This window comes from Rhodospirillales bacterium (assembly GCA_028824295.1).
Classification (GTDB): domain Bacteria; phylum Pseudomonadota; class Alphaproteobacteria; order TMED109; family TMED109; genus VXPW01.
Genome location: JAPPED010000018.1, coordinates 32,323 through 48,601, shown reverse-complemented (window position 1 = coordinate 48,601; position 16,279 = coordinate 32,323). Strand labels below are relative to the sequence as shown.

Sequence of the window (16,279 nt, the reverse complement as noted above, 5' to 3'; positions counted from 1 at the left end):
CCGGGCTACGCCTTGAACTCAATACCAGTCGAGGAGACGCGTCGCGTAGTCGCGGTCGAGCTCCGGCCGGGTGGCGTCACCTGCGCGTAGCCGGAGTTCCTCGACGATCTCGCGCGCCCGCCGCCGTTCGAGCTTCTTCGGGATGCCCACGTCGCCGGTGGGGGAAGCACCGTCACCGGGCGGCACGCGTCCGAGCGGGTCGCGCGACTGTCGGTTGTGTTCACCCGGCCGCTCGCCGGCTACCTGGCTGGGGCCCAGCCCGCCCGGCATGGGCCGGACCTGTTCGTACCCCAGGCGGAGAAGATCGATCGCTTTCCCCTGGGCTTCGGAGGCCTGCCCGGGCCGACTGCGCTGCAATTCCTGAGCAGCTTGCCGCATCGCCTGTTCCGCCTCACCCAGTTCGGACGGGATCTCCTCGCCTTCTTCCCCGAGCCGCCGCATCATCTCGCCGAGTTCCCGGCGGAGCCGGTTCTGGCGGTCTTCCGGAGGGTCAAAACTCCCTGATCCCGGCGACTTCTGATCGGCAACACCGGCCCGGGCGGACTGGTAGAAGCTCTGCTCCATCAGCTGTTCCTGCTGCTCCATCATCTCCTGCATCTGCTGCATCATCGCCTGCCGCTGGTCGAGCCGCTGGTCCGACTCTGCAAGCATCCGCTCGCCGGCGCGTTCCATGTTCTCGGTGATGTCGCGCAGGTCATCGAGGGCGTCTTCCGCTTCTTCCGGGGCCCCGGTCGTGGCGAGATCCACGATTTCATCCACCTTGTCCTGAAGTTCACGGCGGGTGGCGTTCTGGTCCGCATCGAAGCCGCCCGGTACCGAAGCCCCGGATTCCTCGCCTTGATCCGGCGGCGGGAAGGCCTCTTCCATTTCCTCGAGATAGTCCATCAGGTTCTCGCCGAGGTCGGAGAGCAGCTGCTCGAGCGCCTCGGGCCGGCTGTCCTGACGCAAGGCCTCGGCGAGCTGGTCCTGGGCATCCCGGAACGCTGCGTCCGCTTGGGCGAAGGTTCCCTCTTCAACCCACACCGCCGCCTCCCACAGAAGGTCGATGGCACGTCGGCGCGTTTCCGGCGCGGGCTCCCCGGACACCAGGGCGGCGGCCTCGACGAGTGCGTCGCGAACCCGAGACACATCGCCGTAGGTGGCGCCGGCAGCTGCCAGCGCTTTCAGATTTTGACCAACGAGTCGTCGAGGCGCCTGTTCGAAGGCGAATTTCTTGCGTTCGGTGATGATGGTGGCGGCGATCGGATGGTCGAAACGGCGCGCGGGAAGCCTGGTCTCGACGGTGTCGGTACCGGTCTGGCCACGCGCGTCGGTGGCGGCAAGTTCCATCTGTACCGGTTCGCCGGCCCAGATATGCGACGCGAGGTCGTGATAGGTGACATGCTCGATCTCGCGAGCGCGCCGCGAGGAGACGGGGAGTTCGAGCTGAATGGGTCCCTCGGCGGCGACGGCTTCCTCTCCGTGCCAGCGGATCACCGTCTCCAGCGACCGGACCCCGTAGTCGTCACTGGCAGCGACGTCAAGCTGCAGCGAGCCGCGCGCGGTTCCGGATGGCGGGTGGGCGAACCGGGCCTCCGGCGCTTCATCGGGGCTGACCTCAAACACCCAGTGGGCCAGGATCTCTGATCCTTGGCGGATCGTTACCGGGCCGCCATCGTCGATCGGCACCTCGAGCGCGGCGTTGGCGGCATCCAGCTGGACAAAGGAGAGCTGGGCCCCGGCAGCCGTCTCTGCTTCGGATTCTCCCGATCCGCCGTGCACGCGGACCAGGAGCACACTGCCGTCCGGCACCTCGACAACGGCGCCGTCGACGCCGCCGGGGCCGGCTTCGAGCGGTATGGACGGCAAGGCGGTGTAGCCCGGTGGCGCCACCCAGGCGGTCAGTGTTCCGGGCACGGCGCTGGGTCTGGAGAAGTTCGGTTGGAACGCGTCGGCCACGCGCGCCGCTGTCTCGTTGCCGAAGGCGGCGAATCCAGCAACGAGAAGGATTGCCAGGGCCCAGCGCAGGGCCAGCGGGTCACCGCGCACAAACAGCTGCCGGGGACCACGGAGCCGGAGCCGTCGGGCTCGGATGAGGGTGCGCTCGAGGTGCAGGGACCACGCTCTTCGGGCCGAATCGATCAACGCGGCCGGCGGGTCGACCAGCGTCGTCACGGGCCGGTGCGGCGCGTTGTTCGTGCGCTCCAGCCTTCGGATGCCCTCCGCGGCGCTCGGATAGCGCAGTCCAAGGATCGCGCGCCCGACCGCCAACAGCAGGCCGGCGGCAAACGTGATCAGCAGTAGCAGGTGGAGCCAGCCCGGAAGCGCGGTCCACAGTCCGAACAGGCTGAGGACAATGAACGCGGCAACGATCAGCGCTGCCGGCAGGAAGGCCGGTACGGCGCGTTCGATCCAGAGCAGGGCCCGCGACACGGCAACGCGAGAGGCAATGCCACTGGGCAGGGTGGAAAGCTGGTTCATGGACTGCAATCGGCTGTGGCGGGCGCGGCGCTGAACGGCACCTCGAGCGACAGTGATTCCTCGCGGGTGGGACGCCTGCGGATGACTCCGAAACGGTTACCGGAAACCATGACCTCGGGGACGAGTGGACGGGAATTGTACTCGGACGCCATGACAGCTCCGTAGGCACCGGCGGTGCTGAACGCCACAAGGTCACCGGGTGCAAGCGGTGGCATGAGTGCGCCTTCCGCGAAAACATCTCCGGATTCGCAGACTGGCCCTACCAGGTCACACGGGTGCTGGCTCGCCCGTGCCCCGGGCTTCGTTACCGCGACCGGCTGATGATGGGCACCGTACAGGGTGGGACGCAAGAGATCGTTCATGGCGGCATCGAGGATGACGAATCGGCGCTCGGAGTCCTCCTTCATATAGAGCACGGAGGACAACAGCATCCCGGCGTTGCCGACAATCAGTCGGCCGGGCTCGAAGACGAGTCGGGTGCCCGTTCCCAGCGTGTCGCGTACCGCGTCGGCGTACGTCCGGAGCGCGAGGCCCGGCTGATCTCCGTAGGGAATGCCGATGCCACCGCCGACGTCGATGATCCGGATGTCGTGCCCGTCGACCCGCAGGTTACCGGCGAGTTCGGCCACCGCACGAAACGCCGAACGGAACGGGACCACGTCAAGGATCTGCGACCCGATGTGCACGTCGATCCCGGTCACCACGATGCCCGGCATCTCTCGCGCCTTGGCGTACAGTTCGCGCGATCGCGTGATCGGCACGCCGAACTTGGTGTGTCTATGGCCGGTGGCGATTTTCTCGTGGCCGCCCGCCGTAACGTCCGGGTTGACCCGGAAGGCGATCGGGGCGCTCCGGTTGGCCTCGCAGGCAACGCGATTGATGACCTCGAGTTCGGCGTCGGATTCGACATTGAACTGGAGGATCTCCGTGGCCACCGCCTCGCCGATTTCGCTCTCCGTCTTGCCGACCCCGGAAAACACGATGCGCTCGCTTGGAATCCCTGCCCGCCTAGCCCGGTCCAGTTCGCCGCCAGACACCACGTCGGCGCCGGCGCCGAGATCGGCCAGCAGCCGCAATACCGACAGGTTGGGATTTGCCTTGAGGGAGTACGCGATCAACGAATCCAGACCGTCGAGCGCATCCCGAAAGACGCCGTAATGACGGCGCAGCGTTGCCGCTGCATAGACATAGACCGGGGTCCCGACTTCGCGGGCAATATCCGGCAATGGCACGCCTTCCGCGCACAGGATTCCTGCCTCGTCGTAGTGAAAATGATGCACGGGAATCAGAACTGGTACGGCGGATCGGTTTCCAGCCCCGGCGGGGCGGGATCGTGCTCACTGCCTTGAGGTCGGACCAGGTCGCCCGCTCTGCCGCAACCGGACAGCAACAGCAAGGCGATGCCGAACACGGCGGACAGCCAGGTCACTGGAGCCTCGTCCGCGCTGCCGCCACGGCGGAGCGGACTAGGTCCGGGGCTGCTCCCCCGGCGCTGGTGCGGCGGCCCAGCGATGCTTCGATGCCGAGCACGTTGAACACGTCGGCGTTCGCTTCGGGAACCACCGACTGAAGGTCGGCCAGGGACAACTCGTCGAGCCGGCAGCTCCGCTCCTCCGCCAGCCTGACGGCGCGTCCGGCGGCCGCGTGGGCGTCCCGGAACGGCATCTCGGCCTGGCCGACCAGCCAATCTGCCAGGTCGGTGGCTGTGGGATGTCCGACCTCTGCCATCGCCCGCATGGCGGTGGTGTTGAACGACAGGGCTTCGATCATCCCGGTCAGCGCGGCCACCGACACCGCCAGCGCATCGGCCGCGTCGAACAGGGGTTCCTTGTCCTCTTGGAGGTCCTTTGCGTAGGCAAGCGGCAGGGCCTTGAGAACCGTGGCGATGGCCACGAACGCGCCGAGAATCCGTCCCGTCTTGCCGCGTACAAGCTCCGCCGCGTCCGGATTCCGCTTCTGCGGCATGATCGACGATCCGGTCGAGAACGCGTCTGGCAGCGAGACAAAGCCGAACGCCGGCGTGGACCACAGCACCAGCTCCTCGGCCAGACGTGACAGGTGCACGGCAGCGATGACGGCCGCCGACAGGACTTCCAGCACGAAGTCACGGTCGGAGACCGCGTCGATCGAATTCCGCATGGGCTGTCGGAAGCCGAGCGCTTGCGCCGTTTCCTCACGGTCAATGGGAAACGGCGTGCCGGCCAATGCTGCCGATCCAAGCGGACATTCGTTCAGCCGGTCGCGTGCATCGCGGATCCGTCCTCGGTCCCTATCCAGCATCTCGACGTACGCGAGCAGGTGGTGGCCGAGCGTGACCGGCTGGGCCGGCTGGAGATGCGTGAACCCCGGCATGACCGAGCCGGCGTGCCGGTCGGCGTGATCGAGCAGTGCCGACTGCAGGGCGCGCAGGCCAGCATCAAGCTGGTCGAGCGTGTCGCGTACCCACAATCGCATGGAGGTCGCCACCTGGTCGTTGCGCGAACGCGCAGTGTGCAGCCGCTTACCGGCCGGTCCGGAGATTTCCGTCAGGCGGTGTTCCACGTGCATGTGGATGTCTTCGAGTTCGTCGCTCCAGGAGAAGGCTCCAGATGCGATTTCGGTCTCGACCTGGGCCAGCCCGTCCAGAATGGCCTGATGGTCGGACGCACTGATCAGTCCCCGGTCCTTCAGCATCTCGGCGTGCGCTCGCGACTGCCGGATGTCCTGCTGCCAGAGTTTGCGGTCGAACGGGTGTGAGGCGTTGATGCGCCGCATCAGCTCGACCGGTCCCGAATCGAACCGGCCGCCCCACATGGTTCCGGGCGAAGAGGGAGCCTGGTTGGTCATGGAATTACCGGAGTTGGGAACGGGCACCGGTTAGCGTGTGCCGGCCCCGAGAATACAGCGGAAGCGCCGTCTTCGACCGTCCGACCCCACCGTTTGTCTGGACGGTGGCGATTTCCTCACGCAAGGGCGCACCAGATTGGCGCGTGATCCGACGGGCGTTTTCGTGTGCGCGGGCGGATATCGACGTCGCACGTCTCGAGCCGGTCGGCCGCCTGCGGCGAGAGCAGCAAGTGATCGATTCTGAGACCTCGGTTGTCATCGAACGCCCGCCCGTAGTCCCAATACGTGTACACCTCCTCGGAGTCCGGATGCAGGTCCCGGTAAGCGTCGGTGTAGCCGAGGTGCAGGAGGCTTCGGAACCGCGCACGTGATTCGGGGCGACACAGCGCATCATCCTGCATGGATGCCGGATCCGCCAGATCGCGGTCGGTCGGGCAGACGTTGAAGTCGCCCGCGAGCACGACTGCCTCCTCGAGCTCCAACAGTCGCCGGGCCCGGACCTGCAGGTGCGCCATCCAGTCCAGCTTGTAAGGGAACTTGGGACTCTCGACCGGGTTGCCGTTCGGCAGGTAGATGCATCCCACCCGAACGCCGCGCCCTTCGGGCGCGTCAACCCACGCCTCAATGTACCGGGCAGCGTCGTCGCGATCGTTGCCGGGGAGCCCGGAAACCACGTCCTCCAGGGGGTAGCGGGACACCAGCGCAACACCGTTGAAGCCTTTCTGGCCCGCCACTGCCACGGTGTAGCCGCAGGCTTCCAGCATGTCGACCGGCACCTGTTCGCTGGTGGCCTTCAACTCCTGCAACGCGAGTACGTCGGGCTCTGCGTCGCGCAGCCAATCGGCTACGTGTTCGATCCGAATCCGGATCGAATTCACGTTCCAACTGGCGATTTTCATGTGGAGCGATCAGTCGATCGCGAAGGATGTGCCGCAGCCACAACTCGCTGTCGCGTTGGGGTTTTCGATGTTGAACATCGCGCCGCCGGGACTTTCGACCCAGTCGATCTCGCTCCCTGCCACGTAGATCATCGACATCGAATCGATCACTAGGCCGGCACCCGTCCCGTCCGGCCGTTGCGAGATGACAACATCGTCCTGTCCGTCCAGCGCGTCATCAAGCGAAAAGTCGTAAGAGAATCCGGAGCAGCCACCGCCCTGAATGGCGATCCTGACGAATTTCGCGGCCAGCTCAGGCTGACTCAGAATGAAGGAAAGCCGCTGTCGGGCCCGCTCGGTGAGCCGGATCGGCGCTTCGACGGAAGTATCCATACCTGCAATGTTGGGTTGTTGCGATCACTTGTCAAACCCGCTCCGCGTACTAGGCCAGCGGGGCAACCTTCAATCCGAGACCGGCCGAACTGGTTTGAGCCCGGATGAGCGGAAGCCGTCGGGACTGACGGGCCAAGCGGCAGGTCGGCACGACCGGACCGTGTCAGGTATTCGGGGTCTAATCATCGGAAATAGCGTACAATTTCGATCTGCAGGCACGATTTGTCATCCAATTGTGGGATATCCACCGAGGGGTGCCTTTGGTACCCTTTGCTGCCGTGCGTATTGCACGGGCCACGCGCCCACTGGCGATCCGATCGAGAACTGGAGACCAGGCGAATTTGGTTTCAGGCCGACTTCTACGTCTTTTCGCTTGATTGTCGGTCAGCGGGATCTGGGCTGTGCGAATGGCTGACGCCCGCTAACGACAGACGGATCGATGGAACGAGAGATTTCGGCTTTTCAAGGCCTCCCGATCACGGACCGCTTGGACGCGATGGTTGAAGCATGCGCTGGCAGCAAGGGAGGATGGACATGGTTGTCCGTAAGCTAATAGTCGGTGTCGTCTTGGTTTGGTCTTTTGCGATCGTGGGTTCCGCGAACGCCGACGATCCAATTCGAATCCCGCTCCACAACTGGACCAGCCAGCTGGTCGGGGCAGAAGTCGTCGGTCGCATCTTGGAGGCGGCCGGGAGTGAGGTCGAGTACGTGCCGGCCGACAGCGGCGCGGTCTACGAAGCCATGTGCGAGGGCGACGTTGATCTAGTGCACGAGGTTTGGCAGGGCGCCTTCGGTGTCGCATTCGAGAAGCAGGTTGCCAAGGGATGCGTGATCGATGCGGCAACGCACGATGCCCTGACGCGCGAGGAATGGTGGTACCCCGCGTACGTCGAAGAGGCCTGCCCGGGTCTGCCCGACTGGGAGGCCCTGAACAATTGTGCGGAACTTTTCGTCACTTCCGAGACTTCACCGAAGGGGCGCTTCTTGGGCGGTCCCGCCGAGTGGCTCAAGGGAGACGACGAGCGTGTCGCAGGGCTGGGCATGAACTTTGCCGTGATCAACGCCGGCTCCGCAGACGCGCTTTGGGCAGAGCTCGCGATCGCATCCGAAAAGTCAAGACCGATCGTCCTCTTCAACTGGACCCCGAATTTCATCGAGGCTCTCTATAACGGGAAGTTCGTGGAATTTCCGGAGTACTTCGAAGGATGCCGTGAAGATGCGGCGTTGGGAATCAATCCCGAAACCACGCACGACTGCGGAAATCCGAAGGACGGCTACCTGAAGATTGGTGTCTGGAACGAATTCCCTGAAAAGCATCCGGCCGCCTACGCGGTGGTCCAGAGGATCAACTTCACCAATCTGGACATCGCGGTGATGGCCAAGCTGGTGGACATCGACAAGATGGAAGTCACGGACGCGGCGGCCAAGTGGCTCGCGGACAACGAGGCCAAGTGGAAGGCTTGGCTGTCCTCCGATGGATAATCGGTGATACAGAGCCGGCGAACCAGCGCCCGATCGCACCGTCATTGATGGTTGGTCGAATGCCGGTCAGCGGAGTCATCCGCTGACCGGCATTTTCGTTCTTGCGTGTTCAGGAAGGTTCGGCGTTGAGCGTATCGCCACGGCCGCCACACCAAACATTCGCTGGACGGGATGGCCGCCGGGAAGCTACCTGCGATAGGTGCAGGCAAGGAGCCATGTTCGGCCCCGCCGCAAGCCGGCGCTTCGAGATGTCGGTAAGGATGCACGGCTGTCCCGTTCGCAGCCGCGTGGCGTCGATGCCGTCCACGGTGAACCGACGGTGCGCGGTTTCCTGTGTTTGCCCGTGACCTTGCTGAGCGGCCGCGCTTCTTGGGCGGTGCAGATACGCTGCTAACGGCATCAAGCCGTGACACAATGCGCCCAAGTGGACCAAGCAGTCCGGTGGAGCGATTGCGCGATGGCTGAGCCTGTAATTCTCTGCCGCGGACTCTGGAAGATCTACGGGCCCGAGCCAGCCAAATTCCTTGCCCGGCATGACTCCAAACCCTCGCCCGACCAGTTCACGCAGTCAGGACACATCGGTGCGGTGCAGGACGTCAATCTCGACGTTCAGCCGGGCGAGATCCTGGTCATCATGGGGCTGTCCGGGTCAGGCAAATCAACCATCGTCCGGTGCCTTTCGCGGCTAATCGAACCCACTCACGGTCAGGTGATTTTTCAGGGCACCGACCTTCTCAAGGCTACCGAGAAGGAGATGATCGAGATTCGCCGTCACAAGATGGGCATGGTGTTTCAGAACTTTGCGTTGCTTCCCCACCGCACGGTGATCGACAACGTCGCATTTCCGCTTGAGGTTCAGGGCGTGGATCGTGCGAAGCGGCACGAACGGGCCCTAGAGATCATCGAACTGGTCGGGTTGAAAGGTCGCGAGAAGTATTACCCGCGCGAACTGTCGGGTGGCCAGCAACAACGCGTGGGAATCGGGAGGTCGCTCGCGGTGGAGCCGGACGTCTGGTTTCTGGATGAGCCGTTTTCAGCGCTCGACCCGTTGATCCGGCGAGAGATGCAGGACGAATTCCTCCGGCTCCAAAATCTGCTGCATAAGACGATCATCTTTATCACGCACGACTTCGACGAGACCGTCCGGCTGGCCGATCGGATCGCCATCATGTACGAGGGCAGGATTGTGCAACTCGGTACGGCTGAAGAGTTGGTTACGAAGCCGGCCACCGACTACGTACGGGCGTTCACGCGTGACATCCCGAAGGCCAAGCTGCTGACGGTCGCTAGCGTCATGGGGCCAGCTGACGGGGACCACAGCGACGGTCCGGCAGTCACCGACGACCAACGCATTGGAGATGTCGCAGGTTTGGTGATCGGCCAGGACAAGCCCGTGACCGTAGTGAACGGATCGGGGAACGTGGTGGGATCCTTGGCCCGACAGCAGGTGGTTGACGCGCTGTTCGCCGACAGAAACTGATCGTGACGGGGACTGTCTGGCCTGCACTTTCGACCGCCGGGCCGCAATCTGTGTGGTTCCGGCTGCGCTGGCCGATCGTGGCGGCACTCGGAGTCGCCTTTCTCATCCTGTTCCGGGGCACGCTGCCTGATTGGGCGATCACTCCTCCCGAATTGTGGACCACGAACCTGCCGCTGCCTTTCTTCATCTTCGGAGACGGGTCCTTCCCCGCGCTCACGATCAAGGGCAGCAGCGTCGCCGACTGGTTCAACGGCATCGTCAGCGTCCTGCGAGAGCACGAGATATTCGGTTTCTTTACTTTCCGGGACGTCACACGCGGCATCGCGGGACTGATCGTGTGGCCGCTGAACTTTTCCGAAGATCTGTTGATCTCCGGATTCTCGGATTGGGAAATTCCGCCGATTCCGTGGGTGGTCACGACTGCGCTGGCGGGGATCCTGGGCTGGTATCTGCGGGGGTGGGGTCTTGCACTCCTCGCTTCCTCGTGCATCGCCTATTGCGCCGTGTTCGGCAAGTGGGAGCTGGCGATGACCACGCTGTCGCTGGTTCTGGTCACGGCACCGATCGCAATCCTCATCGGGCTGGTGCTCGGAATCTTTGCGCTGAAATGGAGACGGTTCGAGAGGGCGCTCTGGCCCATCCTCAACCTCATGCAGTCGCTGCCACACTTCGGCTACCTGATCCCGATCGTGGTCTTCGTCGGGTTGGGCCACAAGGCCGGTGCGATCGCCACAATCCTCTTCGCGCTCCCGCCGATGGCGAAGATCACGATCCTGGGGTTGCGCGGCGTCGCCGAGGAAGTGTTGGAAGCGGGTGTCATGGCGGGGTGCACGAGGCGGCAGATGCTCTGGCGCGTACGTATTCCGGCGGCTCGACCAACGCTTATGGTCGGCGTGAACCAGGTCATCATGCAGTGCTTGGCGATGGTCGTGATCTCGGCGTTCATCGGCGCCAGGGGCCTCGGCATTGATCTCCTCTTCCGCCTGCAGACGCTCCAGTTGGGTCGTGCCCTGGAGAGCGGCATCGCGATCGTTTTGATGGCGATCGCGCTTGATCGGCTCAGCCAGGCATTGTCAGAGAAGGAGCCGGTGCACCGGCAGGACGGCCCCTTCTGGAGTGTCCATCCGTACCTGACTGCGGCCGGCCTTGCCGCAGCAGCGGGAATCCTGCTGGCCTATCTCGTGCCCGAGGCCGGGCAACTGCCCCGCGAGTTGACCGTCACCCTGGCGCCGCAGTGGGATCTGCTCATCAGGGGCGTCGTGTCCGCACTGTTCGAACCCCTGAGCTTCATCAGGGAGTATCTCCCGCCCTACGTCCTCATTCCCATCCGGACTTTCTTCGAACAGCTTCCCTGGACCGTGTTCCTTGGCGCGGCCGGTTTGTGCGGATGGGTACTGGGCGGGTGGCGCCTCGCGGCGCTGGTGGGAGCGTATGTCGGCTTCATCGTGCTCTCTGGCTGGTGGACCGAGGCCATGGTGACCACGTACCTCGTCTTCGTGGCGGTCGTCATTTGCGTGATCTTCGGATTTCCCGTTGGCGTCTGGGCATCGCGCCGGGACCGGAGCAGGACCATCATTACGTGCTGAGAGAATTCCGGGAGCTTCGCTTAGGCTTGGAACCCTGACGCAGGGTTACCGGTAGCTCTGACGGCCGGAAGCGTGCCCCGCTCGCCGGCTTGGGGCCTGCGAAGCTCACTTGCGACCGGCCACCATCGCCGCGCCGCCAGGCCGCGTCACCGACCGGACACGTGCCGTGCGCGCGAACTCCTGGAGCCGGCCTGTTGTGACGCGCCCGCGGCAAAGTCCTTCGCGGAGTCCCTCCCGCGCGCATGCCCATGAGGCAAAGGAGTGCTGAACGTGGCCTTCTTGTCGGCAGGCGCTTCTGTGTGACTACGGTACGCAGTCTTGCTATCGGGGAACCTCATTGCTCCTCGCGCGATGGCAACGCCTCCTGCATGAACCCTGTCGTCAGTGCGGCCCGATGCCCTCGTGCGCCTGCCCGCCCCAGACTTGCTTCACGCGTGAGTCGCGCCCGCACGAAAACCGGTAGAACCGATAGCGGATCGGGTTTTTCGTGTAGTAGTCCTGGTGGTAGTCCTCGGCCGGGTAGAACACACCGACCGGCTCGATCGGCGTGACTACGGGCGCGTCCAGCACCATCGACTCCTTCAGCATCTCCCTCGAGGTCTCGGCGAGGCGCCGCTCCTCCTCGTTCCCGACGAAGATCGCGGTCTGGTAGCTCTCCCCGCGGTCGCAGAACTGCCCGCCGTCGTCGGTGGGGTCGACGCTGCGCCAGAAGATATGCAGTAGCCGTTCGTAGGAGACATGCATGGGGTCATAGCGGATCTGCACCGCCTCCCGATGTCCGGTGCCCCCCTTGGTGACCTGCCTGTAGGTTGGATTCTCCACGGTCCCGCCGGTGTACCCGGATATGGTTTCCAGCACCCCCGGTACCTTGTCGAAGTCCGACTCCACGCACCAGAAGCACCCACCTGCGAACGTGGCGACCGCGATTCCATCGTCGGTTGCGGCAAAGACGGTGTGCGGCGCGACCAAGGCGAGCAGCGGTGCGGCGAGGAACGATGCAATTCGGCGCATGGTCCCATCCTCTCTCATGCAGAACGCGTCGTCCCACCTGCTGAGATAAGGCAGCACTTTCTCCGATTCCTGCTCTGGAACCGATCGAGCCGGTGTGCGCACATACGACCTCGTGTCGCGCACCGTACCGTTGAGGACGCCGGGCACCACGTCCCGTTGACAAATTGCGGCGTAATGGGTCGCGATCGTCGGGCGCTCCGGAGCGGAGGCTTGTCCCGGGCGCCAGATCTCGATGATCTTGTCCGGCCGGAGCTATTTCCGCGCTTCGACGGAGGATGCCGTCGCAGGCGCGAGATTCCAGCTTGTCGACTGTGTCGGTTTCGATGTCCGTGCCGTGCGAAACACTGGGCCCGGCCGCTCGTTCCGGATTGGGCGGCCCAGGTTACTCCTGTCGATGGGCGGCTGCTTTCCCGGGCGCTCGCATTCGCCCAGCAAGGGCGATTTCCGACGGGTCATGGTTGCTCGAGTACTTCCTGGGAGCTCAGCTGAGGCGCCGCGAAGGGGTCAACCGCACGCACGCCGTTGAGGTCCTGCCCGTGTTGGAGGTCTTCGGTCAGCAGAATCGGACATTCGGAAGCTTGCGCGGAGGCCACGATGAGCGCATCCCACCAGGACAGGCGAAACCGTTCCTCGACCTCCCAGGCCCTTCGCAGCACACCTGCGTCGATTCGGACCGGCTCCCACTGCAGGTAGTTCGCGACGATGTCGCGGGCAGCCGCGGGATCCAGCGAGGGCCCACTGCCTTGCTTCAAGGTTGCGCAGAATTCCTGCAAGACCTGAATGCTCAGGCGACCCAGGCGTCGGCGTCAGAGAAGCCTGTGCCAAGCATCGGCCAGCGTTTGCTTGGCGATGTCCGACGTGTCGTGCCGGTAGACGAGAACATTCGTGTCAACGAAGACCGGGCCGGTCATACAGTTCCTCCCGCGTCGGTTTGCGGCCGTCAGGCCATTTGATCCGGCGGGGCTCGATGGACAAGGCCCGTCGCATGGCTAACTCGTATTCGTCTTCCCGGCGTGGCATCCGTTCCAGCAACTCGGCGATCCAGCGTGAGACGCTGCGGTCGTCCTCGGCCGCCTTGACGCGCAGCCAGCGGGCCACGTCTTCCAGCAGCGTGATCGTCACGTTTTTCATGGGAGGAAGCCCGTTGCAAAGGACACAAACATCGTGTTGCACAAAGATCATGTCAGCAAAGCGTTGCTCCCGAGGGGCGGGAGCGATCCCTGTGCTTCATTGCGCGTGAAGGTGTGCCAGCCACCGATTCGAAGGTGCGCGTGTCCATCCTAGCCGGGGGCCTCGCGACGTCAGTGGCCGGCCCTCAGGAGTCTGACGCCACTGCGGGCGAGTGTGTCGTGCACTAAGTTCGCTCGACAACCGGATGGGCCACTCCACGAGAACCGGCCCTTGCAGGAATGACCTAGCCTGACATCTCCCGGTCATGACTCCTTGGCTGTCAACACATGGGCCAACGATGCCTGTATGGTCCGGGCCGCCATACGGTGGGAGGATCGACAGCCATGCCGAACATTCTGATGGTGACAGGGGCGAGCCGCGGGATTGGCGCCGCGGTGGCCCGGGCCGCCGGCGTAGCCGGCTACGACGTATGCGTGAACTACTACAGCAACGAAGCCTTGGCGCGGGCGGTCGTTGCCGATATCGAAAAGGCAGGCCAGCAGGCGATCGCCGTACAGGCCGACACGGGATCCGAAGCCGAAATCGAGCGGTTGTTCGAGACGTGCGACCGTGAGCTGGGGACCGTCACCGGGCTGGTCAACAATGCCGGCGTGGTCGGCGGGCAGTGCCTGATCGAGGAAGTCACCGGAGACATCCTCGAACGCTGTTTCGCGGTGAACATCTCGGGCTACTTCCTGTGCGCCCGGGAGGCGATTCGCCGGATGTCCACCCGCCGGGGCGGGGCAGGGGGCGCCATCGTCAACATCTCGTCGGTCGCGGCGCGCCTCGCGAACCCGTTCCTCTGGGTCCACTACGGCGCGTCGAAGGGCGCGGTGGACACCCTGACCACCGGGCTGGCCATGGAATGCGCGGAACTCGGGATCCGGGTGAACGGCGTCCGGCCCGGCATCATCGACACCGACATTCATCCGGAGGGACGGCTGGAAGAGATCGCGCCTTCGCTGCCGTTGAGACGCGCTGGCAGCCCGGAGGAAGTGGCGGCGGCCGTTCTCTATCTCCTATCCGATGAGGCTTCCTATTCCACCGGGGCGTCGCTCGACGTGTCAGGGGGACGCTGATCCAGCCGACGTCTCCCGTGCGGTCCGACCGGAACTTGCCAGCCGGCGCAAGTCCAGAATCGCCCAATAACGGGGCGGGGAAGCCAACTTACTCGGAGCACTCGGAATGCGATGGGGGTAACTCTATCGGCCCGACATCAGATTCGATCTGAAGGTCTTCTCGATCCGTGCTACATCACGGGGCGTGACCCCGGCTGCTTCTGCGAGTTGGCCCCAATCCCGAACTGCGGTGCTCACTTGGTCCAGTATTTTCAGTGCTTTGCGCTTCTTCACGCCAACCATCTCGGCAAAGTGAATTAGATCGTCGCGCCCAAAGTCGTTCCGGCGGCCCGCCAGGCTCATCTGATGCTCGCGGGTCCATGTGTCATGCGGACTGTAGGCGTAGGCGACGTCGTAGGCCGGGGCCAGCGACCATTGTCCTGACTGGTCCATCAGGAAAGAGATGTTCTTCACGTGGTCATCCTGATTGCGCGCGATGACGTTGAAGACCGCTCGGCGGTATTGCTCTTCGATTGCACGCATCCCGAGACGCAGGTCTTGGATCGTCATGACGGCCTGCTCGTAGGAATAGGCCGATGGGTCGTTGAAGTCGAAGTGCTGCATCGCTCCGAGTGACTGCATGTGGAGCTTGCGGCCGCCAGGATCTCGATCGAACCTCTTCGTCATGAAGTGGCTGCGGCCGTCCTCGTGGTGGAGCCGGCATTCCGATATCGTGACGCCGGCAGCGCGCGCCATGCTGGCGTAGGCGTATTCGACCTTGCCGAACCCTTCGGGATCGGCCAATTCCCTGTCCCTGCTGTTCCGCACGCCGTCGAACTTCAAGAGCCAGTGCTCGAAGCCCTCGTCGACCTCAAGTTGACCGGATCGGAATTCGCCGGTCTTCGGGTTCCAGGCGAGAACGGCTTTGGGTCGTGCGCCGCCTGCCGACGTGCTGACGCTCAGAATGTCCTCAAGGGCATCGGCATCGTTCTTGCCGTCCAGGCGCCCGGCAAGGTTTGCGCGTTCGTCGAGTACCCGATTCGCCAGCTCGACCAGTCGGTCGATCTCCAGTTTCTTCACCCCAGTCCGCCGTCGAAGGTCGGGCTCGAACTCGAGAGCGCCGATGCCGCGGCGGCCGATGTAGCAGAGTCGGTCGACCGAATTGAAGGTTTCCGGGTTCTTGCCGGTTTCCGCCAGCCAGGCGTCAATGAGCCGGTTGCCGAACCTGTCCGGTAGGGCATCTGCAAGCATCCCGGGCAACCCCCTGAAGGTATCCCTATTGAGAGCCGGGAATTCGTAGGGCGTTTCTCTGGCGGGCATCGTCAGAGGCGCCACCTCTATGCCGACTCCGACGAAATCCGGGTCGTACTGGAAGACCCCCAAGGCGCGCGTTTCATCCCAGGACACCGCTCCGATGCGTCGGCCCCAGAGCATGACGTTTGCGTCAGTCACCCGGGTCGTCACCCCATGCCCAAGTCGGATCCCTGCGTTCCGGCGATCGCGGACGGGCGCGCCGACGCTCAGAACCAGTCCGCGAGACGCGCTCGATGGGTCGGATCTGACCCGTGGGTATCGCGCCGACAATGGCGTCACCCAGATCCAAAGCCAGGGCGACACGCAGAAATGTGTCGAGGGTCGAAGGATCGCCGGCCTCGAGTCGCCGCAGGGTACGGAGACTGATTCCGGCGTCCTCTGCCAACGCGGCTTGCGTCACGTTGCGGGACAGCCGCAATCGTGCCAGACGGGAACCGATCTCGGACTCGATGTGTCGAGATGTCTTCATTGGATCCTAACCAGCATCAAATGGCCTTTTATATCCTGTTACAGGATAATAAAGGTCACATATTACTGATAATTGTGAGTCAATAAAAGAGGCAATACAAGGCCTGCTACACGACATTTCTCCGTAGCAGGCTACTGATGGCCTTTTCGCGG

15 protein-coding genes are annotated in these 16,279 nt (G+C 63.9%); 4 read left to right on the top strand and 11 right to left on the bottom strand.

The window, feature by feature from the left end; all coding sequences use genetic code 11:
- Positions 1–18: 18 nt before the first annotated feature.
- The 6 genes from OXH60_08220 to OXH60_08195 all read right to left on the bottom strand — a co-directional run bounded on the left by OXH60_08220 (position 19) and on the right by OXH60_08195 (position 6,557).
- A complete protein-coding gene (locus OXH60_08220; protein ID MDE0712106.1) occupies positions 19–2,460 on the bottom strand; it encodes a DUF4175 family protein in 2,442 nt (813 codons plus the stop codon).
- Positions 2,457–3,740: a diaminopimelate decarboxylase gene (gene lysA, locus OXH60_08215; GenBank protein MDE0712105.1), complete on the bottom strand. Its 1,284-nt coding sequence runs from the start codon at positions 3,738–3,740 to the stop codon at positions 2,457–2,459. Before lysA ends, OXH60_08220 begins: the two co-directional genes overlap by 4 nt.
- Positions 3,741–3,745: 5 nt before the next feature.
- The gene (locus OXH60_08210; GenBank protein ID MDE0712104.1) at positions 3,746–3,889 is read right to left on the bottom strand and encodes a lipoprotein; all 144 of its coding nucleotides are present in this window, start codon (positions 3,887–3,889) and stop codon (positions 3,746–3,748) included.
- Positions 3,886–5,286, bottom strand: a complete 1,401-nt coding sequence (argH, locus tag OXH60_08205; protein ID MDE0712103.1) for an argininosuccinate lyase — start codon at positions 5,284–5,286, stop codon at positions 3,886–3,888. The genes OXH60_08210 and argH overlap by 4 nt, the downstream gene beginning before the upstream one ends.
- A 116-nt stretch (positions 5,287–5,402) precedes the next feature.
- Positions 5,403–6,185 carry an exodeoxyribonuclease III gene (gene xth, locus OXH60_08200; GenBank protein MDE0712102.1) on the bottom strand — a complete coding sequence of 261 codons (783 nt, stop codon included), beginning with the start codon at positions 6,183–6,185 and terminating at the stop codon, positions 5,403–5,405.
- A gap of 9 nt (positions 6,186–6,194) precedes the next feature.
- Positions 6,195–6,557, bottom strand: a complete 363-nt coding sequence (locus tag OXH60_08195; GenBank protein MDE0712101.1) for an iron-sulfur cluster assembly accessory protein — start codon at positions 6,555–6,557, stop codon at positions 6,195–6,197.
- A 534-nt stretch (positions 6,558–7,091) separates the two neighbouring features.
- Here OXH60_08195 and OXH60_08190 point away from each other — a divergent pair.
- The 3 genes from OXH60_08190 to OXH60_08180 all read left to right on the top strand — a co-directional run bounded on the left by OXH60_08190 (position 7,092) and on the right by OXH60_08180 (position 11,105).
- Positions 7,092–8,039 (top strand): ABC transporter substrate-binding protein, encoded by a 948-nt coding sequence (locus OXH60_08190; GenBank protein MDE0712100.1) that lies wholly within the window; start codon positions 7,092–7,094, stop codon positions 8,037–8,039.
- A 457-nt stretch (positions 8,040–8,496) separates the two neighbouring features.
- Positions 8,497–9,519, top strand: a complete 1,023-nt coding sequence (locus OXH60_08185; GenBank protein ID MDE0712099.1) for a glycine betaine/L-proline ABC transporter ATP-binding protein — start codon at positions 8,497–8,499, stop codon at positions 9,517–9,519.
- A gap of 2 nt (positions 9,520–9,521) precedes the next feature.
- Positions 9,522–11,105, top strand: coding sequence for an ABC transporter permease subunit (locus tag OXH60_08180; GenBank protein MDE0712098.1), 1,584 nt, complete (start codon positions 9,522–9,524; stop codon positions 11,103–11,105).
- Between the two features lie 381 nt (positions 11,106–11,486).
- On the opposite strand, the gene msrA is transcribed toward OXH60_08180, so the two are convergent.
- From msrA to OXH60_08165, 3 genes are all read right to left on the bottom strand, one after another.
- On the bottom strand, positions 11,487–12,116 hold the full coding sequence (gene msrA, locus OXH60_08175) for a peptide-methionine (S)-S-oxide reductase MsrA (GenBank protein ID MDE0712097.1): 630 nt from the start codon (positions 12,114–12,116) through the stop codon (positions 11,487–11,489).
- 452 nt (positions 12,117–12,568) lie between these two features.
- On the bottom strand, positions 12,569–12,889 hold the full coding sequence (locus tag OXH60_08170; protein ID MDE0712096.1) for a PIN domain-containing protein: 321 nt from the start codon (positions 12,887–12,889) through the stop codon (positions 12,569–12,571).
- Between the two features lie 115 nt (positions 12,890–13,004).
- Positions 13,005–13,247 (bottom strand): hypothetical protein, encoded by a 243-nt coding sequence (locus OXH60_08165; protein MDE0712095.1) that lies wholly within the window; start codon positions 13,245–13,247, stop codon positions 13,005–13,007.
- 383 nt (positions 13,248–13,630) lie between these two features.
- Between OXH60_08165 and OXH60_08160 the strand changes: the two genes are divergently transcribed.
- A complete protein-coding gene (locus tag OXH60_08160; GenBank protein ID MDE0712094.1) occupies positions 13,631–14,365 on the top strand; it encodes an SDR family oxidoreductase in 735 nt (244 codons plus the stop codon).
- Between the two features lie 123 nt (positions 14,366–14,488).
- Here the strand turns inward: OXH60_08160 and OXH60_08155 are convergent, their stop codons facing one another.
- Positions 14,489–15,796, bottom strand: a complete 1,308-nt coding sequence (locus tag OXH60_08155; GenBank protein ID MDE0712093.1) for a type II toxin-antitoxin system HipA family toxin — start codon at positions 15,794–15,796, stop codon at positions 14,489–14,491.
- On the bottom strand, positions 15,789–16,127 hold the full coding sequence (locus tag OXH60_08150) for a helix-turn-helix transcriptional regulator (protein MDE0712092.1): 339 nt from the start codon (positions 16,125–16,127) through the stop codon (positions 15,789–15,791). The genes OXH60_08155 and OXH60_08150 overlap by 8 nt, the downstream gene beginning before the upstream one ends.
- Positions 16,128–16,279 lie beyond the last annotated feature (152 nt).